Raw genomic sequence first — 25,714 nt, 5'->3', positions numbered from 1 at the left:
GTGATAGATAAAAAGTTGTTAGACCAGTTTAATTTGGCTTCTGTACTAAAAAAACCACACCATACGGATCGTTTTCTTTTGTTCGTTATCATGCAATATCGGCTTGCAGTGTAAAGGCATATGACAGAAAATAAAATTGGTAAGTCCAATATTGATTATATTCGTGAAGTGGATCAACCAATGAGATTTTGCTTTTTGACACGCGGCGCTGAAAGAGTAAGGATAAAGCTGAGTGATACCTCTTGGAATCGGTATAACAACATTCTCGGTATAACAGCATTGTCGGTATAACCGCATTAGTCGGTATAACAAAATTGCATGCACCCGAACAGTTTACTTAGAAGGTAAAAATAAATGGAACAAACATGGCGTTGGTATGGCCCAAATGATCCGGTGTCGTTAGATGATATCCGTCAGGCTGGTGCAACCGGAGTAGTGACTGCATTACATCATATTCCGAATGGCCAGGTCTGGCCGGTGAGTGAAATCAAACAGCGCCAGGCAGAATTGGCGGCGAAAGGTTTGGTTTGGTCGGTAGTGGAAAGCGTACCGATTCATGAAGAAATCAAAACTCACAGCGGTAACTATCAGCAACACATTGAAAATTATCAGCAAACACTGCGTAACATTGCCGAATGTGGCATTGACACCGTGTGCTATAACTTCATGCCGATATTAGACTGGACACGTACGGATCTGGAATATCAATTGCCGGACGGTTCCAAAGCACTGCGTTTCGACCAGATAGCTTTTGCTGCTTTTGAGCTGCATATCCTTAAGCGCCCTGGTGCTGAGAAAGATTACTCTGCTGAAGAGTTGGCGCAGGCGGCAGATTATTTCGATGCCATGTCTGAGGCCGACATTGCCAAGCTGACGGGGAATATTATTGCTGGTCTGCCGGGAGCAGAAGAGGGCTATACGCTGGATCAATTCCGCGCGCGTTTAGCTGAGTATGACGGCATTGATAAAGCGCAACTCCGTGAAAATATGGCGTATTTCCTGCGCGCTATTATACCGGTTGCTGAACAGGTTGGCCTGCGTATGGCGGTTCACCCGGATGATCCACCGCGCCCAATTCTTGGCCTGCCGCGTATTGTGTCGACCATTGAAGATATGCAGTGGCTGAAAGAGACCGTTGATAGCATTTATAACGGCTTTACTATGTGCACCGGTTCTTATGGTGTGCGGGCAGATAATGATTTAGTGAAGATGATCGAAACCTTTGGTGATCGTATTCACTTCACCCATTTGCGTTCGACTTGCCGTGAAGGGAACCCAAAAACCTTCCATGAAGGCGGTCATTTGCAAGGTGATGTCGACATGTACTCTGTAGTTAAAGCCATTCTAACTGAAGAGCAACGTCGTCAGGCTGCCGGAGATATGCGTCCGATTCCGATGCGACCAGACCATGGTCACCAAATGCTGGATGATTTACATAAGAAAACCAATCCGGGTTATTCTGCTATTGGTCGCCTGAAAGGTCTGGCTGAAGTTCGCGGTGTTGAGTTAGCGCTCAAGCGCACGTTCTTCCCTGAGCTGAAGTAACCCGTCATCTTTCAATACATTAAGGGCCGAAAATCGGCCCTTAACTATTTATGTCCAAACCATACCCAATAGATTTCAAGATGCAGGAAGGCGGCAAGCGAGATACAAATCGGTCGGGAACCGATTTGAACAGCATTTATGCTAGCCCATAGGGTGAGCCTCAAGGATGAGGCTCATTAATCCCGATGAGCTTACACAAGTAAGTGATTCGGGTTACTGAGAGCAGCCAACACACCTGCAACTTGAAAGATAAAGGGTATTGGGTATTAGTCTGCACGGCCCATATAGCGGCGCTCTGCAATATGAATACGAATTTTCTCGCCAGGGCTGATATATTCCGGCACCTGAATAGATAAGCCGGTACTCATCACTGCTGGTTTGTTACGAGCACTGGCTGACGCACCTTTAATACTCGGAGCGGTTTCAACAATTTCCATATCAACAGTTTGCGGCAATTCCAACGCCAGCAATTGGCCGTCCATTGTTAGCACCTGCATCCCCGGCATCCCGCCCTCAGGAATAAACAACAATTCTTCTTCTATCTGCTCTTTTTTGAAGTTGTATGGCGTGAAATCTTCATCATCCATAAAGACATATTCGTCGCCGTCGATGTAAGAGAAATTCACACTGCGGCGGGTCAAAGTGATGGTGTCGAGGATCTCATCGCCTTTAAAACGCTCTTCAACTTTTAAACCGGTACGCACATCAGAAAAACGCATTTTATACAGAGTACTGGCACCACGGGCACTTGGACTTTGTACATCGATATCTTTCACCAGCAGTAATTTGCCGTTGAGGTTGACCGCCATACCGCGTTTTATTTCATTAGCTCTTGCCATTTATTAACCGCCAATCAGGATTGAAGATAAGTTGCGACAAGTTACTCGCGCCGCCAGTTTCAGGCAAGCCCCAAAAGAGCAAGATTTTCGCTATATACCCAAAATAATTCGAGTTGCAGGAAGGCGGCAAGTGAGTGAATCCCGATGAGTTGACGTGAGTCAATGATTCGGGTGAACGAAAGCAGCCAACACATATGCAGCTTGAAGTATGACGGGTATAAAATCGACCTTATGCATACACCGGTAATAGGCCCAATAATGCAGCAATATGTGCCACTGCATTGATCAGACCAAACAAGATAATAAAACCAATCATAAAACGCCCGCCCGGTGCCCGATAACTTGCTTGTGGGAAGCGTTTACGGCTAGCGCGCGCCATCAATGCGGGAACAATCACAGCCCAAATGGTCGCAGCTAAACCAGCAAAACCAATGGCGTAGATAAAGCCATTTGGGAACAATAGCGCTCCGATAGTCGGCGGAACAAAAGTGATTAGCGCTGATTTGGTACGCCCACCGCGGTCATCAGCGAATTTAAAGAAATCAGCGATGTAATCGAACAGCCCAAGAGAGACGCCGAGGAATGAGCTGGCCAATGCCATATAAGAGAAAGCATTCAACAGTTGGCTGGTGGCTTGACTGGCAGAGACGGTATCCATCTGTTTCAGCAGGCTGCCTATGTTACCGCCGTCAGCAATAACTTGTTTGAATGCATCCCGGGCAATATTGCCCTGAATGGCATACTGCCACAGGATGTAAATGACCAATGCTATCAAGGTGCCGCATAGCAAACTGCGCACCACTGATTTGCCGTCTTTATGGTAATACTTCACCAGCCCCGGCACATTACCGTGGTAGCCGAAGGAGGTCAGTAAGTAGGGCAGGGCCGCCAGCGCATAAGGTAAATAATGTGCATTGCTATCCGCCTGATTGAACAGAACCGCGCTTTCCACATGGCTAAACATATCACCGACGGACATGACAAACGTGATAACCATGCCGCCTATCAATATGGTACTTAAGCGGTCTACTGCGCGGGTCGATAACCAGACAATAAATGCCACTAACACCGCAAAGATAAAGCCCGCTCCGGTCTGACCAATGCCCACAGTATTTTGCAGTGTATGGGTAATGATTGAGCCGCCAGCTGAGATATAGGCGTAGGTCAGAATATAGAGAACAAAAGTGATAGATACGCCATTAATGGCGCTCCAGACTTTGCCTAGCAAGTCTTGCACCATGGTATGGAAACTGGCCCCAGTAGGGTAGTTCAGGTTAGCTTCCAGAATCATCAAGCCGGAAATTAGCATGCATGCCCAAGTATAAATCAGCAGCATGACGGAGCCGCTGAACCACACACCCGCCGTCACGATTGGGATTGAAAACATCCCCGCGCCCACTGCGGTACCGGCGACAATCATTGCGCCGCCGAGGACGGAAGGGCGTGATAGTGGTTGGGATATATCCATCGACATTTAATTTTTCTCCAAATTCTCGTCGTACTTGAGGTTGCTGGGGTGTTCGCTGCACTCGTTACTCGGTCATCCGTGGGCCTCGCCTCTACGAGGCAGCTGCTAGCAGCGTTCAAATCTGCTCCCGGCAGATTTGTCAGCCGAATCACTTACTTTTGTAAGCTCATCGGGATGAGTTCACTGGCCGCCTACCTTCAACACCAATTACCTTGAGAATATATAATATAGTTAACGGTTCTTTTGTACTAGCTTAATGGTACGCGGTGATAGTGAAACTGTAAACAGATGAATATGCTCATGTGGATAGTCTGGTCAGTGATTCGTTTTGATCTGGCATTGGGTTGTGATTGAATATCGCACAAATGAGGTTTTTTTAGGTTAAAAAATAAACTGAAAATAATGAGGTTAAAAGCTGAAGCAGTGTGCTGGGTCTGCTATTGGGCTGTTGATCAAGGATAGTGCTGGTAGTTCATTGGGCTGGTTGCTATTGTCCGCTGTTATGCCACCAGCCTACAGGAGCTTGCTGATGGACTGTCGCTCAGATTGCGGTGCTTGCTGTATTGCTCCTTCGATTTCCAGCCCGATCCCCGGCATGCCATTCGGCAAGCCCGCCAATACCCGTTGCTTGCATTTAGATGACAATATGCGCTGCGGTATTTTCCATTCTCCATCTCGCCCGGCGGTGTGTGCTAGCCTGCAAGCATTGCGGGAGATGTGTTTTGATACCCGCGAACAGGCTTTAGTGTATTTGATTCAGTTGGAAGTGGAGACTGCACCTTAGCGGGTGAAAAAGGGCGGAACTGCATGGGCGGTATTCTTCAGCACCAGCCCCGTGTATTTTTCAATCTCAAGCTGTGCCATTTGCCCGCAATTGCCCTGTGCCAAACTGGATGAGCCGATATCAAAAGTTAGGCAATTAATATTACCGTTCTTACAAATCGAACCCGGCACAGACGGCTCGACGGGATCAAACCATGCCCCTTCGCTTATCCGCACCACACCAGGGCGCACTGGCATCTTGTGGGCTTATATAGGATGGCTTCGCGATCCGCCACTGCATATTTTTCGCGCAGTGGCGTGTTATCCAATTGCGAATGCAGGCGGTTGATAGGGTGCGCCGTGTTCAGTGACAGCTGAAATCGCTGGTCATATAATATCTTATGTAGCGCTATTTTTTAGTTGAAAACGGCGTAAAACTGCTGATTCAACCATAAATCAACCGCATGGCGACTGGCTTCAAAATGAGGCTCGGGTAATTCGCGCGGATTGCACCACACCCATTGCTGACATTTATCTGGCTCTTTCAGCTCAGGTTCCCCACCGGGATGCTGTGCTAGCAAACAAACCGAAACGGTATGTTTACCCTCCTCACGCCAGGTCGCCAGGTTGTTACACAAGCCGATAACTTTCATCTCATTGATATTTAAAGCTGTTTCTTCGAGAATTTCTCGTTGAGCGGCTTGCTCAAAAGACTCGCCAACCTCCATGTGACCGCCGGGAATGGACCAGTAAGGCGCATGCTGACTGCTGCGTTTCCCCAACAGAATTTCACCATGTTGATTGACGATAATAACGCCAACACCGACAACGACAGACATTGTTTAGCTCCTTTGATATGAGTGTCAGCAACTATCAGCAAAGTGGGCTATTTTGCTGCTGACAGAAACTTGTTCAAGACGAAAATGTGCGGAGTGTCAAAAATTCATCAAGAATAAAAGCAGAAAACTTGCATATATTCTGAGTCGGAAACACACTCATTGAAACGTTTCAGCGTTATCTCGTCACCAAATGATAAAGGGTAACGCTCCTTTTTCTCATGAAAGCTGAAACGATTCAATTCAGCAAGAGAGGAGACATAATGTTCCAGTTATCGACGAAAGATATACATCTGGCTGCACAAGCAGGCAGCAAAAACGAGGCTATCACTCAGGTAGCCGCCGCCCTGACTCAAGCTGGCAATGTTGCTGCTGGCTACCTTGATGGGATGCTAGCCCGCGAGCAGCAGACCTCGACCTATTTGGGTAATGGCATTGCCATCCCACATGGTACCACTGATACCCGCGACTTGGTGCTGAACACGGGCGTACAGGTTTTCCAATTCCCGCAAGGTATTGCCTGGGGTGAAGATCAAACCGCTTATATTGTTATCGGCATTGCAGCCCGCTCTGATGAACATCTGGCATTATTACGCCAATTGACGCACGTGTTAAGTGATGATGAGGTTGCCGCACAGCTAGCAAAAACCACTTCAGCTGAAGAGTTACGCAGTTTGCTGATGGGCGAGCAAAAAGCCGCTGAATTCCATTTTGACACCTCACTTATCGCGCTTGATGTTGCGGCTGACAATTTGATCACGCTGCAAGCACTGAATGCGGGCCGTTTACAGCAAATCGGCGCTGTTGATACGCATTTTGTCAGTGATGTGATTACCCGCGAGCCGCTGAATCTGGGGCAGGGGATCTGGCTGAGTGACAGCACCGAAGGTAATTTGGTCAGTGCTGCGGCAATCAGTCGCCCGGTAACTGTTTTTGAGCATAATGGGGAGAAAGTTGCCCTATTGCTGACATTGTCAGTCGCTAATAATAACCAGCCGCTCTCAATGTTGAATTATCTCAGTGACTTACTGCTGGCGAAAAAAGCTGACGCGTTGCTGAACGCTGATGCCGCTGCACTGTTGGCATTGCTGACCAGTAAATATGTCGAGCAAAATGAAGTATTAAGCGCAGAGTTTGTTATCCGCAATGAACATGGATTACATGCGCGCCCAGGGACGATTTTAGTCAATACAATCAAACAGTTTACCAGTGAAATCACCGTAACAAATCTGGACGGCACCGGTAAACCCGCTAATGGACGTAGTCTAATGAAAGTTGTGGCTTTAGGGGTTAAAAAAGGAAATCGCCTGCGCTTTACCGCGAGCGGTGAAGATGCACAGGCTGCGCTGGACGCCATTGGTGCCGCCATCTCCGCCGGTTTGGGCGAGGGGGCAGCATGAGCAGAAGAGTCGCAACAATCACACTAAACCCGGCTTACGATTTGGTGGGCTTTTGCCCAGAGATTGAGCGCGGTGAAGTTAACCTGGTAAAAACAGCCGGCCTGCATGCTGCGGGTAAAGGTATTAATGTTGCCAAGGTACTGAAAGACTTAGGTATTGATGTCACGGTTGGCGGTTTCCTTGGTAAAGATAACCAAGATGGCTTCCAACTGTTGTTCAGCGAACTGGGTATCGCCAACCGTTTTCAGGTGGTGCCAGGGCGTACCCGCATTAATGTCAAACTGACCGAAAAAGATGGCGAAGTGACTGACTTTAACTTCTCCGGTTTTGAGGTCACTAAACCCGATTGGGACCGTTTCGTTACCGACTCATTGAGCTGGTTGGGGCAATTCGACATGGTGGCGGTCAGCGGCAGTTTGCCAGCGGGGGTGAATCCCGATGACTTTACCGACTGGATGAAGCGTCTGCGCTCCCAGTGCCCATGCATTATTTTCGACAGCAGCCGCGAAGCCTTGGTTGCCGGTCTGAAAGCTTCGCCGTGGTTGGTGAAACCCAACCGCCGTGAGCTGGAAATCTGGGCCGGTCGCCCATTACCTGAGCTGGGTGATGTAGTAGAAGCCGCACACGCACTGCGCGACCAGGGGATTGCCCATGTAGTGATTTCGCTCGGCGCGGAAGGTGCGTTGTGGGTTAATGCCTCCGGTGCCTGGTTGGCAAAACCCCCGGCTTGCGAAGTGGTCAGCACTGTAGGTGCTGGTGACTCAATGGTCGGCGGTCTGATTTATGGATTATTAATGCGTGAGTCCAGCGAGCATACCTTGCGCTTGGCAACCGCAGTCGCTGCTTTGGCCGTCAGTCAAAGCAATGTGGGTATTACGGATCGCCCGCAATTGGCCGCCATGATGGCAAAAGTCGATTTGAAACCTTTTAATTGATTTCCGGAGGCGAAATGAAAACGCTACTAATAATAGACAGTTCGCTCGGGCAGGCCAGAGGCCACCTTGCGTCACTGATGCTGGGTGCAGCGGCGGCAAAAGCCGGTTTGAGCTGGGTTGAGCAAGCCGCAGATGCCGAACTGGTGATTGTGGCCGGGCAATCAGTCCCGGCAGACAGTGCGCTGAATGGCAAAAAAGTGTATGTCGGTGATGTGGAAAAAGCGGTGCGTGACCCAGAGGGTTTCCTGGCGCAGGCCATAACACAGGCTACACCTTATCAAGCTGTGGTCAGCGCAGCACCAGCAGCAACTGGCCCAAAACGTATTGTGGCGATTACCGCCTGCCCGACTGGCGTAGCGCACACTTTTATGGCGGCAGAAGCCATTGAAAGTGAAGCGAAAAAACGCGGCTGGTGGGTAAAAGTAGAAACTCGCGGTTCTGTCGGTGCGGGTAATACCATCACGCCGGAAGAGGTCGCTGCGGCCGATTTGGTGATTGTGGCTGCTGACATTGAAGTGGATTTGGATAAGTTTGCTGGCAAACCGATGTACCGCACCAGCACCGGCTTGGCACTGAAGAAAACTGCGCAGGAACTGGACAAAGCGCTGGTGGAAGCGGAAGTTTATCAGCCAAAAACCGGCAGCAGCACCGGCAGCAAAAAAACAGAAACCGGCGGCCCTTATCGCCATCTGTTGACCGGTGTGTCTTACATGTTGCCAATGGTGGTCGCCGGCGGTTTGTGTATCGCGCTCTCGTTTGTGTTCGGGATTAAAGCATTTGAAGTCAAAGGCACATTGGCTGCGGCCTTGATGCAAATCGGTGGCGGTTCTGCATTCGCCCTGATGGTGCCGGTATTGGCGGGTTTCATCGCCTTCTCGATTGCTGACCGTCCCGGTCTGACACCGGGTTTGATTGGCGGTATGTTGGCGGTTAGCACCGGTGCGGGCTTCCTCGGCGGTATTATTGCTGGTTTCCTGGCCGGTTATGTCGCCAAAGCCATCAGCACCAAACTGCGTTTGCCGCAGAGTATGGAAGCGCTGAAGCCGATATTGATTATCCCACTAGTGGCCAGCTTGATTGTCGGTTTGGTGATGATTTATGTGGTCGGTACACCGGTCGCACAAATCATGACTGGCCTGACTAATTGGCTGCAATCCATGGGTACCGCCAATGCGGTGCTGCTGGGCGCTATCCTCGGTGCCATGATGTGTACCGATATGGGCGGGCCGGTGAACAAAGCGGCATACGCCTTTGGTGTGGCACTGTTGAGTTCGTCAGTTTATGCCCCGATGGCGGCTATTATGGCGGCGGGCATGGTACCACCGCTGGCAATGGGGCTGGCAACACTGCTGGCGCGTCATAAATTTGACAAAGGTGAGCAGGAAGGGGGCAAAGCCGCGTTGGTATTGGGCTTGTGCTTTATCTCTGAAGGGGCGATTCCGTTTGCGGCCCGTGACCCGATGCGGGTGTTGCCGTGCTGTATTGCCGGTGGCGCATTAACGGGTGCTCTGTCGATGGCCTTCGGCGCGCAACTGATGGCACCACACGGCGGTCTGTTCGTGTTGTTGATACCAGGGGCAATTCATCCGGTGCTGCTGTATTTGGTGGCAATAATTGCTGGTACCGTCTTAGCCGGCGGCCTGTACGCGATGCTAAAACGCCCTGATGCTGTGGTGGCGAAAGTCGCGTAATAATTCAGTGAATATCAGTTAAGCTGCTAATAAGAAAAACCGGCCTCCAAGTGCCGGTTTTTTTATATCTATTGCGCCTGTGATTTCAGCCAGGCTATCTCTTCAGCCCAGATATCGGGATTCACTGTTTCCAGAATCAGCGGAATATTATCAAAGCGCGGATCGCGCATAATATAGCTGAACACGGTTTTGCCGATGTTTCCTTCACCTAAGCTGTGGTGGCGGTCGACACGGCTGTTAAATTCACTTTTGGCATCATTAAGATGCATACCGCGCAAATACTCGAAACCGACAATCTCGCCGAGCTGACTGAAAGTATGCTCACAATCTGCTTCGGTGCGCAAATCATAACCGGCGGCGAAAGCATGGCAGGTATCAATACAAACACCCACGCGACTCTTATCTTCCACTCCATCAATGATGGCGGCCAAATGTTCAAATTTGAAGCCCAGATTGCTGCCCTGACCGGCGGTATTTTCAATCACCGCAGTCACACCCTCAGAGGCATTTAGTGCGATATTGATGGATTCGGCGATGCGGGCCAGACATTTATCTTCATCAATTTGCAGTAAATGGCTGCCGGGGTGGAAGTTCAGTAATGACAGCCCCAGTTGCTGGCAGCGCAGCATTTCATCAATAAAGGCTTCGCGGGATTTCTCCAGCGCCTCGGCCACCGGATGACCGAGGTTAATCAGGTAGCTATCGTGAGGTAAAATCTGGGCTGAGGTATAGCCATATTGTTCACAAGCTTGCTTAAATTTTTCAATCACATCTTCCGCCAGCGGCGCGGCGCGCCATTGACGTTGATTCTTGGTAAACAAGGCAAAGGCAGTGGCCTCAAGTTCATGCGCTCGAATCACAGCCTGGTCTACACCCCCTGCTGCGCTGACATGTGCACCGACAAATTTCATTCCATTCTCCTTTGATATCCGGCCCATTATGGCATTGATAGCGGCGCGATTGAATGAGATAAACTGTGGCACAAAAAAGGGCCGCCGATGCAGCCCTTAAACCATCATTAGCTAGCTGGGATAGCGACTTTACGCCGCAATATGCTGCACCAGTAAGTTGATGCCAGTGCCGCCGACCAGCAACCAGACAAACAGCAACAGTGCCAGTAACAGCGGTTTGACCCCCGCCTGACGAATAGAACCCACATGGGTGGTTAGCCCCAGAGCTGCCATCGCCATTGCTAACAAAATGGTATCCAGTGTAATCAAGTGGCTAACCCATGCTGCGGGCAGCAAATTCAGTGAGTTAAACCCGGCCATCAGAATAAATATCACCGCAAACCACGGAATGGTAATGGCACTTTTCTCCCGTTTTTCACCGTGGGTTTTCATACTATTGCGGCCCAAATAAGCCGACAGTAGCAGCAAGAACGGTGCCAGCATCATGACCCGGATCATTTTGGTAATGACGGCGGCATTTTCAGCATCAGGGCCAATAGCATGCCCGGCGGCTACCACCTGTGCCACTTCATGAATAGTTGAACCGGCAAAGATACCAAAGGTTTCCTGACTAAACGGCAGCCATTGGTAATGCAGGTTTAGCTGGTATAGCCATGGGTAAACAAAAATCGCTAATGTCCCGAAAATCACCACTGTGGCGACGGCCACCGCCACTTTGCTGGCGTCCGCTTTCAGCACCGGTTCGGTTGCCATAATGGCTGCCGCCCCACAAATACTGCTACCGGCACCAATTAACATCACGGTTTGCTGGTCCAAACCAAACACGCGTTTCCCTAGCCAGCAGGCCAATATAAAGGTTGAACTAAGAGTTAGCAGGTCAATAATCATGCCGGTGGCACCGACATCCGCTACTTGCTGAAAAGTTAGCCGGAAACCGTATAAAATAATCCCCAACCGCAGTAAATGTTGTTTGGCGAGTACCACCCCGTCAGAACAGACCGGCTGCACCCAAGGGTACAACGTGTTGCCCACCAAGATACCGAATAAAATCGCCAGGGTCAGTGCCCCGAGGCCCATGTAAATAAACCACGGCATGTCACCCACTTTGAGTGCTAACCCGGTAATCACACCAGTCAATACCAAGCCCGGAATATAGCGAAACAAAGCTGGCAGCTGTGGTCGGGAGAGTTCTTTAATATGAGAAGTCGCCATGTTGATGTCCTGTGTCCTGTAAAGATTGGCGCTAGTTTACCGATTTTAGTCATAATAGATAAATTCATTATATATTTATAATCAATCGATATAAGTGGTAAGAAGTGTATTTGTGAACCAAAAGAGATGTCGGAGGAGAGTGCTGTGAGTGATGTAGGCATACACAAAGAGGTATGCCTAATAATACTACTATTGAGTGGCGGACTGATCAGTCTGCCCGGTAGGTGCTGGAGTGCCTAGCATGCAAGCGGTATAGTCAGTTATTTCTGGCTGTAAGCAGGCCTCCATGCATTCCTCTTCAGACCCTCCCGCAATTTCGCAAGCATTAGCGAACAGTGGGGTTGCTGAAAAAGTTAAGGTAAGTAATATATATTTAAGACTATTATTCATGAAAAATACCTCATAAGTGAAATGCATCCATATATTTCAGATGTGAAAAACAGACATAATATCTAAATGCTAACCTTGTTAATGATATTTATCTGAACGTATGAAATGGTTTATCACATCGCGAAAAGTGTAAGTCTATAAAGTTTAAGATTCAATGAGCTATTACTTGTGTTGATTAGCGATAAATATCGGTATAACCGCAGGTATTATTAATCATTCAATGTTTATTTTTAAGATGTGGACTGAATAGCTCGCTAAAAGACTACAAAGAGCTGTGATCCTGTGGCACCACTATGACGCTGGTCATACAATCCTCATCAATATTCCCTGATGGCCATAATGTGCATGCTACTGCACACTCATAGGGAGAGCCAAGCTTCCCGTTTATTACGCAGGCATGGACTGCAAGGGGAATGCCGGAAATAATCAAAGAAATGAGTAGTGAATTAATTATATTAATAATGAGTTCCTCAGAAAATGAAATATATCTCTATATTTAAAGTGTGAAATTTATTGGCTTAATTATTGTTCTCTATTTAATTAAGCCACGTCATGATAAATACAGATTTCCCCGCAAGAGATTCCAGTTTCGGATCTTCCGGATAACGGGATAGCAAGGGAAAGAAAACCGACTTCCCAATAATACTACGATTTGAAGAGTTTGCTGGCCTTAAACCCCACAAATTTTGATAGGTGATAGGTACCGTCTGACCTTTCCAATCTGCATTTCCAATATAGAGCATCACATGGCCGCCGATATAAATCAGGGTAGTCAATGGCTTACCATGCGCCATAAGGTATTCTATACGTTCTTTGGTAGAGTAATGGCTCAGATCAACGTGTTTTCCACTCAAAGACTGTTGTTGCGAGTCTCTGGGAAGATAAATGCCAAAAGGCAGCATGAGGTTTCTTATTTCTGAAGAACAGTCATTAAAATCATAGATATTTCCCCAACCATAATTTTTACCCTGCATATTTTTTATTAGCATTGACATATTTTCGGGGGTTGCGGGAACAGGGGCCTGATGCATGATTTTTTCAGGTAACCTGGCATAGTGAATATTGGCATTTCCCTGTGTATTTTTTACCGGTATTGCCACGACCCTTTCGCCCTTTAATGTTGTCAGGGGGAGAAGTGTCCCGGTTCGCGCAGTAAATCTGAAGACACCTTGTTTATCCACGAAGCTGGCATGGTCATTTATCACTGCACCAAGACTTTTTTTCGCCATTGTTACCCAGCGTTGGATAAAAACATCATCGACATAAGCAATATCTGAGCTTTCAACCCAGCCTATTTTTGATGGAGAAATAACAAAACTCCATGATTTATCCTGAGTGATGCCCGCAATATAGATAGGTTCGCCGGGGTGAAAGGAGGAATCCTGTAGCATATCAAATGGATATCCCTGACTGGGATTATCAAATGCAGGGTGGGTTGTTGGCAATAATCTGACGGCGGTTTCTTTTAAAATAATACCGCGCGAAGTTTGGTGATATTTTTCGGTTATCACTATGGAGGCCAGGTGCCGCATCCGTTCTTTCCATTCAGAGTCGAGCAGGAGGAAGTTTTCGCCGTAGTAACGGGCGTCTGAATGCGTAAACTGAGTAATATCTTTCGACAGTTTTTCTGTTACGGCCCCCGTGTTGCTCAGCATAGTACTGATATAGTTTCTGTTCCATGGCGATGGGTCGCCGCTGTTTTGCCCAAAGTAATGATTCATCAAAGCTTTAAAAGCCATACTTTGTTGATCAGTACTCATAAAGGGAGTGTGATAATGCTTATTTTTGGGTATCCATTTTTCAGTATCTTGCGGATAGTCATGTATAGGAAAAATAGTTTTTGTTTTATCTATTCTAACAATATTAGTTTGAACTGATGGCTGTTGTGAATATAATGTGTTTGAATGTGCATGAGCAGATATACATACTGCCAGCAGAAAGAGCTTATTGTGTCTAATAATTATCTTTATCATGATAAATCCTTTTAAGTTGATTGTGGAGTAATGACCTATTCAAGTTGAACCGAGATAAACAATAACATCATATCAATCATAACAGTGGCGTAGAATATTAATATGAAAAAAAAGGTCAAATCTGAAAGGTCGCTATGGGTCATCTTGATAATTGCACTACTTATTTATTTATTGACTCCACCTTATTTAGTTGCTTATTTTTTCAAGTTATATAACTTGAATCCTTTCCATATTACACCGCTACCTCATTTTAATCCGTTTAAGAGCGAACGTGGTATTCCATTATCTCATACATTCAGCTACTTATTAATTATGTGGTTGATTTTTAATGTTATTATTTGTGCGATTGGCTCGATTATTTATCGTATTTTCTTTCGTGCCGATGATAATAAATAGTATTTTACTGCTTAAATTTATCCTTGATGATCGCCGAATTTTACTCAAGGGTGTTAGTCTTGTAGGGTAATCGGGGGTATATACTCTTTGTGTCAGAATGACTTTGGGTCAGTGCCAATTCTTATCATCCGGCCACTGACAATCAGAGTGATGATAGCGTCCTCCATTTTTTATTACAGAGACTCTTATGCACATAACCTTACGTCAACTTGAAGTCTTTACTGAGGTGCTAAAAAGCGGCTCTACGACACAAGCCTCGGTGGTGCTCGCACTTTCACAATCGGCAGTCAGCGCCGCGTTGGCGGATTTGGAAGGGCAATTAGGGGTACAACTTTTTGATAGGGTCGGTAAGCGTTTAGTGACGAATGAGCATGGGCGGTTACTTTACCCCAAAGCACTATCACTTCTTGATCAAGCCGTAGAAATTGAACAACTTTTCTTGCAGGATTTAGGCGCATTGCGCATCGCCGCCAGTAGCACCATCGGCAATTATATGTTGCCGGGTATGATTGCCAAATATCGGCGTGATTTCCCAGGAACACCGCTGGAGTTGAATATTGGTAACAGTCAGGATGTGATTGAAGCTGTGGCTGATTTTCGCGGCGATCTGGGCCTGATTGAAGGGCCGTGTCATATGCCAGAGTTGTTGACACAAGCTTGGCTGCACGATGAATTAGTGGTGTTTGCCGCTCCCGATAACCCGTTATGCCATAAAATGCTGACGTTAGAGGAGCTGGCTGATGCCGCGTGGATCTTACGCGAGCGAGGTTCGGGTACGCGTGAAGTTCTCGACCATTTATTGCTGGCAAAATTGCCGCATTTTAAATTGGTCATGGAACTGGGGCATTCTGAAGCCATTAAGCGGGCGGTGCGTTATGGCATAGGAATCAGTTGCTTGTCACGGCGCGTGATTGCCGATCAACTTGCCAGCGGTGAATTGATTGAACTTAATATTCCTTTGCCGCCACTGATTAGGACGTTATATCTGATTCATCATCGGCAAAAACACATCTCAAATGCTTTGCAACGTTTTCTAAGTTATTGCCAAGAAGAGCCTTGAGCCGTTGGATTTTATCAAAGCGAATTCGCGGTATGGGACATAGGATTTTAAGTGTTTTACACCACTACAATGGGTTGTTACGGCAAGAATACCCCGTGGGAATGTATTTATTCTGATAATTGAGCTTTTGCTAATAATTCAGCCGGGATCATGAAGGTATCTTATATCAGCGCATTGTTCCTCACACAGGCGATGGGATTTGTTACAATCCCGCCTCATTTTTAAGGGCGGATTAGGGTAAGAATGACTCAGCCACAGACTAAAATCCCCGCGCAGCAGGGTGCACAGCGCTTACGCCGAGAGCTTAAATCACGGCATCTAGCCATGATTGCTATCGGTGGTTCTATTGGTACCGGTTTATTTGTGGCCTCAGGGGCGACGGTATCCCAGGCAGGCCCAGGTGGAGCATTGCTCTCCTATGCATTGATTGGCCTGATGGTTTATTTCTTGATGACCAGCCTCGGTGAGCTGGCGGCATTTATGCCGGTATCGGGTTCATTTTCGACTTACGGTTCAAAATATGTTGAGGAAGGCTTCGGCTTCGCCCTTGGCTGGAACTACTGGTACAACTGGGCGGTGACTATCGCCGTTGACCTGGTCGCGGCACAATTAGTGATGAATTACTGGTTCCCAGATGCGCCCGGCTGGATCTGGAGTGCGCTGTTCCTCGCCTTGATGTTTTTACTGAACTACATCTCAGTCAAAGGCTTTGGTGAAGCGGAATACTGGTTCTCACTGATTAAAGTGACCACAGTTATTATCTTCATCATTATTGGTATAATGATGATTAGCGGCATCATGAAAGGCGGCGAGACTGCGGGTTGGCACAACTGGACTATCGGCGATGCGCCGTTTGCTGGTGGCTTCTCGGCGATGATTGGTGTGGCGATGATTGTCGGGTTCTCCTTCCAGGGGACTGAACTGATTGGCATCGCGGCCGGTGAGTCAAAAGATCCGGCCAAAAATATCCCACGTGCGGTGCGTAAGGTTTTTTGGCGTATTCTGCTGTTTTATATCTTCGCTATCCTGATTATCAGTTTGATTATTCCGTATACCGACCCGAGTCTGTTGCGTAATGATGTCAAAGATATCAGCGTCAGCCCGTTCACCTTGGTATTCCAGAATGCAGGCCTGCTGTCGGCGGCGGCGGTAATGAATGCGGTTATTCTGACGGCGGTATTATCAGCGGGTAACTCGGGGATGTACGCCTCAACCCGCATGCTGTTTACCTTGGCCTCAGAGGGCAAAGCGCCACGCATTTTCGCTAAATTATCTAAGGGCGGTGTGCCGCGTAATGCGCTGTACGCAACCACCGTAGTTGCGGGCTTGTGCTTCTTAAGCTCCATGTTTGGCAACCAAACTGTTTATCTGTGGTTGCTGAATACCTCCGGTATGACTGGCTTTATTGCTTGGTTGGGGATTGCTATCAGTCATTATCGTTTCCGCCGTGGTTATATGATGCAGGGCCGCGATTTGAACGATTTGCCGTATCAGTCGGGTTTCTTCCCGCTGGGGCCAATCTTTGCCTTTGTGCTGTGTTTGATCATTACTTTGGGTCAGAACTATCAGGCATTCCTGCAAGACCGTATTGATTGGTATGGCGTAACCGCCACCTATATTGGCATTCCATTATTCCTGGTGATTTGGTTCGGCTATAAGCTGAGCCGTGGTACCAAGGTTATAAAATACCAAGATATGGAATACCCGAAATGGCGTGATGAAAGTCATGACTCTCAGGAACCTAAAAAACCGGTGCTGATTTCCGACTAACAACATGATGCACTAGATGAAAGGGCGATAACATTATCGCCCTTTTTTAGGATGATGGATTGATGATTATTTAAACAATACTAAGCAAATAATTTCGCTGACTTCGCTTCATTACCCGTGAGATATCATGAATAACTCCCCCGCATTGACTAAATAATTTTATAAAATAAGCATTTACAAAAATTAACATCAAAACACTTATAGCAATCATATTGATAATTATTATCGTTTGCTTTATTGTTAGCGCCATATTAAAAATCAGCCGCTGAAATAAATGAGTGTATCCACTGAACCCATGACAAAAACCTCTAGCCAGGCAGATGCCAGTGTTATGGGGCGTTATAAGAGCCACCGCCTGCTAATCATGGGCGTGCTGGTGTTAGCTATTTTCGGCGGCTTGTTGCTGGACTTCACTATGGGGCCATCGGGCCTGACACTGTCGTCCCTGTGGCAGATGCTAATTGACCCGACCAGTGCAGATGCAGGGACTCGGGTTATCGTCTGGGATATTCGTTTACCTTATGCCCTGATGACGGTGGTGATTGGTTTGTCACTCGGGCTTGTGGGTGCGGAGATGCAAACCATCCTGAATAATCCGCTGGCCAGCCCCTTTACCTTGGACATGTCCTCTGCTGCGGCATAAGCAGAGATCGTTGGAAGCGCTATTTCTGCGTTGGTGAGCTATTGCCGGTTTTTTATAAAAATAATATTTATCACCTGCCCGTCAGGCGGCATCGCTACAGGAAAAATAACCTGATGGACAAGGAACTGAATAAGTTTATATCTCATGGAGAAAGAATAATGACTTTCAAAAAATCGCATTCTGCGGCCTTAGTTATAGCAACAATTATCTCATCTCAGGCATCTGCTGCTGAAACTAATACCCCCACAACAGATACTATGGTGGTAACAGCAACAGGCTTCCAACAACGCATTCAAGACTCGGCGGCGTCTATTTCTGTTGTGACCCGCGAACAAATTGAGAATAAAGCCTATACCGATATTACCGACGCCCTGAAAGATGTGCCGGGGGTGGTTGTCACTGGCGGCGGTAGTCACAGTGATATCAGTATTCGTGGAATGTCGGCGAAATACACCTTAATTTTGGTAGATGGTAAGCGGGTTGATACTCGTGGCACGCGGCCAAATAGCGATGGCTCGGGTATTGAGCAGGGTTGGTTACCTCCGCTGGCGGCTATTGAGCGTATTGAAGTGGTGCGCGGCCCAATGTCCTCTTTATATGGTTCGGACGCCATGGGCGGGGTCATTAACGTTATTACGCGTAAAGTGGGTAAAGAATGGCACGGCACCGTGCGTGCAGATGCCACCTTGCAGGAAGATTCTAATTCCGGCGATATTTATCAAACCAACGCCTATGCCTCTGGCCCATTAATTGATGGCTTATTAGGATTAAAAGTCAGCGGCCTGCTGTCTCATCGTAGCGAAGATAAAATTATCGATGGCTATAATGAGCAGCGCCTCAGAAATGGGGCTGCGACATTTACCCTAACACCGGATGATAAAAACGAATTTGATTTTGATATTGGCCATTATGTACAAGATAGAAATATCACTGCCGGGCGCACCGTGCCACTAAATGGTAAAAGCAGTGACGTACAATATGACCGTAATAATTATGCGATGACTCACCACGGTTATTATGACTTTGGTAATTCAACCAGTTATATTCAACGCGACGAAACTCGTAATCCATCACGCCAAATGAAAAGCGTCGATAATGTCTTTAATAGCCAAACCTCTTTCCTGTTTGATAGCCACACGTTAATTCTTGGCGGTCAATATCGCTATGAAGAGTTATCTGATGAAGGTAATCAGTTAGCTTCAGCTAAAGATCTCACCAAATTAACGCGCTGGAGTTGGGCATTATTTGCTGAAGACGAATGGCAAATGACCAATGATTTCGCCCTGACCGGTGGTATTCGGATGGATCAGGACGAAAACTATGGCACTCACTGGACGCCACGGATGTACGGTGTTTGGCATTTAGCTGAGCAATGGACATTAAAAGGTGGGGTATCCGGTGGTTATCGTTCACCGGATTTACGCCAGGCCACTGATAATTGGGGGCAAATCACCGGCGGGAAAGGCGATCCGGCCATTATTGTTGGTAATGCTAACCTGAAACCCGAAAGAAGTATCAGCCAGGAAATTGGCATTCTCTGGGACGACCAGGAAGGTATGAATGCCGGCGTGACACTGTTTAACACTGATTTTAAAGATAAAATCACTGAAGTGCGCCGCTGTACGGATACCACCGGCAATGCGTCAGGCCAATGCACTATCAATGGCACTCCTTACAAGTTTATCAGTGACCGCACCAACGTGGATAAAGCCATCACACGCGGTGTAGAAGCAACATTTGGTTGGGATATCAACAAAGACTGGTCACTGACCTCAAACTATACTTTTACTCAATCTGAGCAAAAGAGCGGGCAGTTCTCCGGTCAACCATTGAACCAAATGCCAAAACACATGTTAAACGGCACCTTGAACTGGCAAGCCAATGAAGAGCTGGCAACCTGGATCCGGGCTAACTACCGCGGTAAAACCTCGGAATACCTTAGCCGCACCAGTATGGGAAAAACCACACCGTCATATACCTTTGTTGATATAGGCGCTAACTATAAGCTGACGAAAGAAGTCCGTCTGATGGGCGGTGTCTATAACGTGCTGGATAAACGCGTAGATATCGAAGTGAATGATAAAGTTCTGGATGGCCGCCGTTATATGGTGGGTGCCAGCTACGATTTCTAATCTCCTTCGCACTTGAAGCCGCAGGGGTGTTCGCGGCGTTCACTTACCCGAATCACTTACTTGAGTAAGCTCATCGGGATGCGTTCGCTGGCTGCCTACCTGCGACTCCAATTGCTGTGGAGATAGGTTCTGTACTTGAAGCCGCAGGGGATTAGCGGCGTTCACTTATCCGAATCACTTACTGGTTGTTGGCATTGCCTAAATAAGCTCATCGGGATGCGTTCGCTGGCTGCCTACCTGCGACTCCAATTGCTGTGGAGATAGGTTCTGCACTTGAAGCCGCAGGGGAGCGAGAGCCAATGTCGCTCCCCTTATCTAATTAGCTCAGGCCAATATCAATGACTTTCTGGAATGCTGCTCTTTCGGTCAGGTTTTGATACCAACGCTGCAAGTGTGGTAATTGTGGGCGCTCAATCGACAAATTGAACCAGGCATACGCCAAACAGCCTAATGGAATATCACCTAGGCCGAATTTATCGCCCGAAAGATAGCTTTGTTTGCTCAGGGCTTCATCGGCAATCGCCATTAACGTATTCCATTGCACAATACCATGAGCAATTTGGGCTTTATCCTGCAATTCCGGCGCAGTGCGCACCAACCCAATAAATACACTCTTAAACGGCGCCGCAATACTGAATGTCGCCCAATCCATCCATTTTTCAGCGGCAGCCCGCTGTTTTGCATCCGGTAGGTAAAGCGTATTTGCGCCATATTGTGCCGCCAGATAGCGCACAATAGTGTTGGACTCCCACAGGATAAAATCATCATCTTGCAAGCAAGGGATCAGGCCATTGGGATTCAGTGAGCGATATAACGGATCATTTAACTGACCATATTGTCCACCGGCATCTATTCGCTCATAACTAAGCCCCAACTCTTCCAGACACCAAAGCACTTTTTTGACATTGGTCGAATTATTCCGACCCCAGATTGTCAGCATATTAAACTCCGGTCATGTTTAACGTCGTTGCCAATGATGGATATCCCAATCATGTAAAATTGCTAAGTCCACCAATTCAGTACCCGGATTGATCACTGCGGCGCGATCAACATATTCCAATAACGGTTTGTCATTGATTGAATCACTGTAACCATAGGTGCGTTGAAAGTCTAACTGGGGCGATTCCGTTAGCCACTGTTTTAGCCGCTCGACTTTACCCTCGCGGTAAGTCAGGGTGCCATAGGTCTTGCCGGTATAGCGGTTATCTTCCACCGCAACGCCGATGGCCAATGCTGCATTAGCCGAAAAACACTGTGCAATGGGGTTAACTAAATGTTCACCGGTGGCTGAAATAATGACAATGTAATCCCCTCTGTCACGGTGCCAGGCCAGCAGTTTCCTGGCTTGAGGATAAATTCGTGGCAAAATATCGCGCGCGATAAAACGCTCAACCCAACCCGCCACTTCCACCGTATGTTTTCCAACCAAGGGCGATAAGGTCGATTCCATGTAGCAGGACATCGACAAATTCCCCTGATAATACTGTTTCATTAAATACTGTTCTTGTTCTGCCAGTTCATGGGACGCAAGTCCCTCATCCACCAGCCAGCGCATCCATAGGCCAGAACTGTCATCGCTTATCAGCGTCTCATCAAGATCAAACAGGGCTAAATCCATTAAGCCACCCCCAGGTCGGCAAATCGATTGAAGTGAAACTTAACAGTGCGAGTGCTGGACATCGGGCAATTCCCCACCGGAATAACGGATATCAGTCGTTAAGCTAATACTTTCCACCCAAATAGGAAAGCGAATCAGCCTAGCGATTAAATAAGACAAAATAATGAAAGAAATAACATAGAACGGATTGATATTGGTGTGCGGCTGAATTTCGGTGTTAATTATTTATATCGTTTGGATATAGATTGTTAAGTATCTAGTCGAGAATGCTCTTAAAAAGTTTTTTAATGGCGCTAACAGCCCTAAATAATTTGAACTGCAGAAAGCAACCAACGCACATACAGCTTGATGTATGACGGGTATTTAAGGCCATAGAGAGAGTGTTGTCGACTGCCTGCTTTCACCCCACAGCTCAGGAGCTGAATATGCTGATTATTCGTTTGTATGGTTGTCCCGTTTTCATTAGTTCTGAACAAAAAAAACAGCCGATTGAACATCCTGGAGTGAAAAATGAGTCACCAAAACTTAAGCAGTCAGTTACCCGTTAATGCCGATATCTTACCTTTATTGGATCTCTCATTACTCAATGGCAGTGAAGCTGAACGTCAGGTATTTTTAGCCGATCTGCGCCATGCCGCTCGAGATATTGGGTTCTTTTATCTTACCGGACATGGGGTTGACCCCGCGTTATTACAGCAAATCCAAACTCTTTCACGTGAGTTTTTTGCTCTGCCTGATGAAGAGAAACTGGCGGTTGCTATGGTGCGCTCACCACATTTTCGCGGCTACAACCGTGCGGCCTCAGAACTCACTCGCGGCCAGCCAGATTGGCGCGAACAGTTCGATATCGGCGCTGAGCGCACGCCATTACCTCAAACTTCTGACACGCCAAGCTGGGCGCGGTTGCAAGGCCCAAATCAGTGGCCGGAAGCTCTACCTGAATTAAAACCGGCCTTATTGCAATGGCAGCGCGAAATGACCGGCATGGCATTGCGCTTATTGCGCGCTTTTGCTGTGGCATTGAATTTGGATGAAAACGCCTTTGACGAGCTGTATGGCGATAAACCCAATGAACATATCAAACTGATTCGCTATCCGGGGCGAGAGACGACTCAAAGCGGGCAGGGGGTCGGGGCGCATAAAGACTCCGGTTTCCTCAGTTTCTTATTGCAAGACCAGCAACGCGGTTTGCAGGTTGAGGTAGAAGAGGGGCGTTGGATTGATGCAGCGCCACGACCGGACACTTTTGTGGTCAATATTGGTGAACTGCTGGAGCTGGCCAGTAATGGCTATTTGCGTGCCACGGTGCATCGGGTCGAAACCCCACCGGCGGGCGCTGACCGCTTGTCTATCGCCTTTTTCCTCGGCGCGCGTTTAGACGCAGTCGTTCCGTTGTACCCGTTAACTGCAGAATTGGCGGCAGAGGCCCGTGGCCCGGCGAGTGACCCGCATAATCCGCTGTTCCGTGATGTCGGATTGAATTATCTCAAAGGGCGTTTGCGCTCTCACCCGGATGTCGCGCAGCAATTTTATCCAGAAGTGGTCGCACTATCAGCAGAAGCTAGCACAGCTTATTAATATTAATTATAAAAACTTATTTTTGGGATGGTTATCATGACTAAAACACGCATTTCTGGCTTGGTTCGCGCCGCAGTATTGACCGCTCTGGCCTCCACTTTCACTTTATCAGCGCAAGCTGCTGAGGCACTGCGGGTCGCGGCTGATCCGGTACCGCATGCAGAAATTCTGCAATTTGTGCAAAAACTTGACCCATCGTTGGATCTGAAAATCATTGAGATCCCCAATGGCGTAAACTCCAATGAGCTGTTAGCGCACGGTGATGTCGATGCTAATTACTTCCAGCATGTTCCTTATCTGCGCTCTCAAGAGCAAGCGCTAGGGCAGAAGTTTGCTGTAGCGGCTACCGTGCATGTTGAGCCACTGGGCGTCTATTCTCATAAACATAAAACCTTTGCTGATGTGCCGGATAAAGGCACCGTCGCGGTGCCAAATAATGTGACTAACCTCAGCCGTGCGCTCTATTTATTGCAAGATCAGGGCTTGATTACCTTAAAACCGGGCTTTACTGACCCGGCTAAGCATCAGGCCACGCCTAAGGATATCGCCAGTAATCCCAAAAATCTGAAAATCCTGGAGATTGAATCACCGCAGATCCCTCGCTCACTGGATGATGTTGATTTAGCTGTGATTAATGGTAACTATGCACTGGAAGCTGGGTTAAACCCGGCAAAAGATGCATTGGGGCTGGAGAAAGCGGCCGGTAACCCTTATGCGAATATTCTGGTGACCACACCCGGGTTGGAAAATGACCCGCGCATCAAACAGTTAGCGAAAGATTTACAGTCACCGGAAGTGGCGAAGTTTATTACTGAAAAATATGCCGGTTCCGTTATTCCAGTGGCAGGCATTAAATCATGATTAGCATCGAACGCCTGAGTAAAACCTATGTACAAGGGGGGCTGCCGATGGTGGCTCTGGAGGAGGTCTCGCTGGAGATCCCAACTGGCTCGGTGTTCGGTATTATTGGCCGCAGCGGGGCGGGTAAAAGTACCTTAATCCGCTGCTTAAATTTACTGGAACGGCCCACTTCGGGCCGTATTCAAGTGGATGGCCGCGAGTTAACCACCCTTTCTGATCGCGAATTACGCCTGCAACGGCAGAATATCGGCATGATTTTCCAGAATTTCCACTTACTTCATTCACGTAATGTCTGGGACAACATTGCTGTTGGGCTGGAAATTAAGGGCATTCCGAAAGTTCAACGGCAAAAGCGTGTGGCAGAATTGCTGGATTTAGTCGGATTAACGGATAAAGCCCAGGCTTTTCCCTCGCAATTATCGGGCGGGCAAAAACAGCGGGTTGGGATCGCCCGAGCGCTGGCGGCCAAACCGGCCTATTTATTATCGGATGAAGCCACCAGTGCATTGGACCCAGAAACCACTGCCTCGATATTGGCGTTGCTCAGTGATATCAATCGCCAGTTGGGGTTAACCATCGTGTTGATTACCCATGAGTTGGATGTAGTGAAATCTATCTGTAATACCGCCGCCTTATTGGAACGTGGGCGGGTAGTCGAAACCGGCGCGATCGCGGATTTACTGTCTTCTCCTCATTCCCGTTTAGGGCGGGCATTGCTGCCTGCGCGCGGCCCAGCATCATTATCCGGGACTCCGGTGGCGGAGCTGACATTCTTTGATACGCTATCGGCCTCGCCGGTACTCAGTGAATTAGCCCAGCTTCATGCGGTCGGAGTCACCCTACTGGGAGGTGGGGTCGAATCCATCGGCGGCCAGCGGGTCGGGCGCTTGCAAGTTGATTTCAGCCACCCAGACGGCGGGTTGAATTTAACGGAAGTCTTACAATTCCTGAATGAGCGTGGTGTGAGGGCTGAACTGATATGAAAAGCGGCATGAGTTGGCAGGATCTGTTGGAGTTGGTGGTCAATGCGACCGGTGAAACCATTTATATGGTGGTGGTGGCCACCTTTTTCACGGTACTGATTGGCTTGCCATTGGGGGTCTTATTATTTGTTTCGCGCCCTAATGGGGTGCTACCGGCTCCCCGCGTGAATACATTGGTCGGTGCCATTGTGAATCTGGGGCGCTCAATGCCTTTTGTGGTATTGCTTATTGCGCTCATTCCTATTACTCGTTGGATTATCGGCACTACATTAGGCAGCACCGCAGCCATCGTGCCTATCACTTTGGGGGCCATTCCATTTTTTGCTCGAGTGGTCGAAACGGCGTTGGATGAAGTTGATAAAGGGCGGATTGAGGCCATTTTATCTATGGGAGGGTCCGCGTGGCATGTAATCCAAAAAGTGTTATTGCCGGAAGCTTTGCCCGCTTTATTAGCCGGGGTGACATTAACCGTGGTGATGCTGGTGGGGTTCTCATCCATGGCCGGTGTTATTGGCGGCGGCGGTTTGGGAGACTTGGCTATTCGTTATGGTTATCAGAGATTTAATAATGAAGTGATGGTCGCAACGTTAGTGATATTAGTTATTTTAGTGCAAGGCGTACAAAGTCTGGGTGATAGGTGGGTTCGGTCATTAGCTCATCGGCGCTAAATATCGGCTCTTTTCCGACGAACACCACATTCTTCTCTTTTCT

Annotated in this window: 20 protein-coding genes and 2 pseudogenes; 13 read left to right on the top strand and 9 right to left on the bottom strand. The window is 47.9% G+C overall.

Going from position 1 to position 25,714, the window contains the following annotated elements:
• The first annotated feature begins 354 nt into the window (after positions 1 to 354).
• On the top strand, positions 355 to 1,545 hold the full coding sequence (uxuA, locus tag DXZ79_RS13150; RefSeq protein WP_038631958.1) for a mannonate dehydratase: 1,191 nt from the start codon (positions 355 to 357) through the stop codon (positions 1,543 to 1,545).
• Between the two features lie 266 nt (positions 1,546 to 1,811).
• On the opposite strand, the gene yeiP is transcribed toward uxuA, so the two are convergent.
• Complete coding sequence (gene yeiP, locus DXZ79_RS13145) at positions 1,812 to 2,384, bottom strand: elongation factor P-like protein YeiP (RefSeq protein ID WP_004389501.1); 573 nt, start codon at positions 2,382 to 2,384, stop codon at positions 1,812 to 1,814.
• 229 nt (positions 2,385 to 2,613) lie between these two features.
• Complete coding sequence (gene mtr, locus DXZ79_RS13140) at positions 2,614 to 3,858, bottom strand: tryptophan permease (protein WP_038631959.1); 1,245 nt, start codon at positions 3,856 to 3,858, stop codon at positions 2,614 to 2,616.
• A gap of 523 nt (positions 3,859 to 4,381) precedes the next feature.
• On the opposite strand from mtr, the gene DXZ79_RS13135 reads away from it, so the two are divergent.
• Entirely contained in the window at positions 4,382 to 4,636 is a 255-nt protein-coding gene (locus DXZ79_RS13135) for a YkgJ family cysteine cluster protein (RefSeq protein WP_038631961.1), read from the top strand.
• Here DXZ79_RS13135 and DXZ79_RS13130 read toward each other — a convergent pair.
• Together DXZ79_RS13130 and DXZ79_RS13125 are read right to left on the bottom strand one after the other, a co-directional pair.
• A pseudogene (locus tag DXZ79_RS13130) lies at positions 4,633 to 5,000 on the bottom strand (trimethylamine-N-oxide reductase TorA); the annotation flags it as partial. The gene DXZ79_RS13135 and the pseudogene DXZ79_RS13130 overlap by 4 nt on opposite strands.
• A gap of 30 nt (positions 5,001 to 5,030) precedes the next feature.
• A complete protein-coding gene (locus tag DXZ79_RS13125) occupies positions 5,031 to 5,453 on the bottom strand; it encodes a nucleotide triphosphate diphosphatase NUDT15 (RefSeq protein WP_038631963.1) in 423 nt (140 codons plus the stop codon).
• A gap of 260 nt (positions 5,454 to 5,713) precedes the next feature.
• Here DXZ79_RS13125 and fruB point away from each other — a divergent pair, with 260 nt between their 5' ends.
• From fruB to fruA, 3 genes are read left to right on the top strand one after another with little or no spacing between them, the layout of a single operon-like run.
• Positions 5,714 to 6,850 carry a fused PTS fructose transporter subunit IIA/HPr protein gene (fruB, locus tag DXZ79_RS13120; RefSeq protein ID WP_120011325.1) on the top strand — a complete coding sequence of 379 codons (1,137 nt, stop codon included), beginning with the start codon at positions 5,714 to 5,716 and terminating at the stop codon, positions 6,848 to 6,850.
• Positions 6,847 to 7,785, top strand: a complete 939-nt coding sequence (fruK, locus tag DXZ79_RS13115; protein ID WP_005171387.1) for a 1-phosphofructokinase — start codon at positions 6,847 to 6,849, stop codon at positions 7,783 to 7,785. The genes fruB and fruK overlap by 4 nt, the downstream gene beginning before the upstream one ends.
• Positions 7,786 to 7,799: 14 nt before the next feature.
• Complete coding sequence (gene fruA, locus DXZ79_RS13110) at positions 7,800 to 9,476, top strand: PTS fructose transporter subunit IIBC (protein ID WP_038631968.1); 1,677 nt, start codon at positions 7,800 to 7,802, stop codon at positions 9,474 to 9,476.
• 68 nt (positions 9,477 to 9,544) lie between these two features.
• On the opposite strand, the gene nfo is transcribed toward fruA, so the two are convergent.
• From nfo to DXZ79_RS13095, 3 genes are all read right to left on the bottom strand, one after another.
• Positions 9,545 to 10,387, bottom strand: coding sequence for a deoxyribonuclease IV (gene nfo, locus DXZ79_RS13105; RefSeq protein ID WP_038631969.1), 843 nt, complete (start codon positions 10,385 to 10,387; stop codon positions 9,545 to 9,547).
• Between the two features lie 129 nt (positions 10,388 to 10,516).
• Positions 10,517 to 11,599 carry a YeiH family protein gene (locus DXZ79_RS13100; protein WP_038631971.1) on the bottom strand — a complete coding sequence of 361 codons (1,083 nt, stop codon included), beginning with the start codon at positions 11,597 to 11,599 and terminating at the stop codon, positions 10,517 to 10,519.
• A gap of 926 nt (positions 11,600 to 12,525) precedes the next feature.
• The gene (locus tag DXZ79_RS13095) at positions 12,526 to 13,962 is read right to left on the bottom strand and encodes a C40 family peptidase (RefSeq protein WP_120011324.1); all 1,437 of its coding nucleotides are present in this window, start codon (positions 13,960 to 13,962) and stop codon (positions 12,526 to 12,528) included.
• Positions 13,963 to 14,545: 583 nt separating this feature from the next.
• On the opposite strand from DXZ79_RS13095, the gene yieE reads away from it, so the two are divergent.
• The 4 genes and pseudogenes from yieE to DXZ79_RS13070 all read left to right on the top strand — a co-directional run bounded on the left by yieE (position 14,546) and on the right by DXZ79_RS13070 (position 19,963).
• Positions 14,546 to 15,418: a DNA-binding transcriptional regulator YeiE gene (yieE, locus tag DXZ79_RS13085; RefSeq protein ID WP_038631979.1), complete on the top strand. Its 873-nt coding sequence runs from the start codon at positions 14,546 to 14,548 to the stop codon at positions 15,416 to 15,418.
• A 243-nt stretch (positions 15,419 to 15,661) separates the two neighbouring features.
• On the top strand, positions 15,662 to 17,188 hold the full coding sequence (locus DXZ79_RS13080) for an amino acid permease (protein WP_038631981.1): 1,527 nt from the start codon (positions 15,662 to 15,664) through the stop codon (positions 17,186 to 17,188).
• 274 nt (positions 17,189 to 17,462) lie between these two features.
• A pseudogene (locus DXZ79_RS13075) lies at positions 17,463 to 17,828 on the top strand (iron chelate uptake ABC transporter family permease subunit); the annotation flags it as partial.
• 161 nt (positions 17,829 to 17,989) lie between these two features.
• Positions 17,990 to 19,963 carry a ligand-gated channel protein gene (locus DXZ79_RS13070; RefSeq protein WP_038631982.1) on the top strand — a complete coding sequence of 658 codons (1,974 nt, stop codon included), beginning with the start codon at positions 17,990 to 17,992 and terminating at the stop codon, positions 19,961 to 19,963.
• 319 nt (positions 19,964 to 20,282) lie between these two features.
• Here DXZ79_RS13070 and DXZ79_RS13065 read toward each other — a convergent pair whose 3' ends face one another.
• Both DXZ79_RS13065 and DXZ79_RS13060 read right to left on the bottom strand, forming a co-directional pair.
• The gene (locus DXZ79_RS13065) at positions 20,283 to 20,903 is read right to left on the bottom strand and encodes a glutathione S-transferase family protein (RefSeq protein WP_038631983.1); all 621 of its coding nucleotides are present in this window, start codon (positions 20,901 to 20,903) and stop codon (positions 20,283 to 20,285) included.
• A gap of 18 nt (positions 20,904 to 20,921) precedes the next feature.
• A complete protein-coding gene (locus tag DXZ79_RS13060; protein ID WP_038631984.1) occupies positions 20,922 to 21,581 on the bottom strand; it encodes an HAD family hydrolase in 660 nt (219 codons plus the stop codon).
• A gap of 510 nt (positions 21,582 to 22,091) precedes the next feature.
• Here DXZ79_RS13060 and DXZ79_RS13055 point away from each other — a divergent pair.
• The 4 genes from DXZ79_RS13055 to DXZ79_RS13040 are packed head-to-tail and all read left to right on the top strand — an operon-like array spanning position 22,092 to position 25,671.
• A complete protein-coding gene (locus DXZ79_RS13055; RefSeq protein WP_038631986.1) occupies positions 22,092 to 23,159 on the top strand; it encodes an isopenicillin N synthase family dioxygenase in 1,068 nt (355 codons plus the stop codon).
• Between the two features lie 36 nt (positions 23,160 to 23,195).
• Positions 23,196 to 24,020 carry a MetQ/NlpA family ABC transporter substrate-binding protein gene (locus DXZ79_RS13050; RefSeq protein ID WP_038631988.1) on the top strand — a complete coding sequence of 275 codons (825 nt, stop codon included), beginning with the start codon at positions 23,196 to 23,198 and terminating at the stop codon, positions 24,018 to 24,020.
• On the top strand, positions 24,017 to 25,003 hold the full coding sequence (locus DXZ79_RS13045; protein WP_038631990.1) for a methionine ABC transporter ATP-binding protein: 987 nt from the start codon (positions 24,017 to 24,019) through the stop codon (positions 25,001 to 25,003). Before DXZ79_RS13050 ends, DXZ79_RS13045 begins: the two co-directional genes overlap by 4 nt.
• Positions 25,000 to 25,671: a methionine ABC transporter permease gene (locus DXZ79_RS13040; protein WP_038631992.1), complete on the top strand. Its 672-nt coding sequence runs from the start codon at positions 25,000 to 25,002 to the stop codon at positions 25,669 to 25,671. Before DXZ79_RS13045 ends, DXZ79_RS13040 begins: the two co-directional genes overlap by 4 nt.
• Positions 25,672 to 25,714: the final 43 nt, after the last annotated feature.

Origin of the sequence: Yersinia rochesterensis, assembly GCF_003600645.1 — a bacterium.
GTDB lineage: Bacteria > Pseudomonadota > Gammaproteobacteria > Enterobacterales > Enterobacteriaceae > Yersinia > Yersinia rochesterensis.
This window is presented reverse-complemented; position numbering and strand designations above follow the sequence as displayed.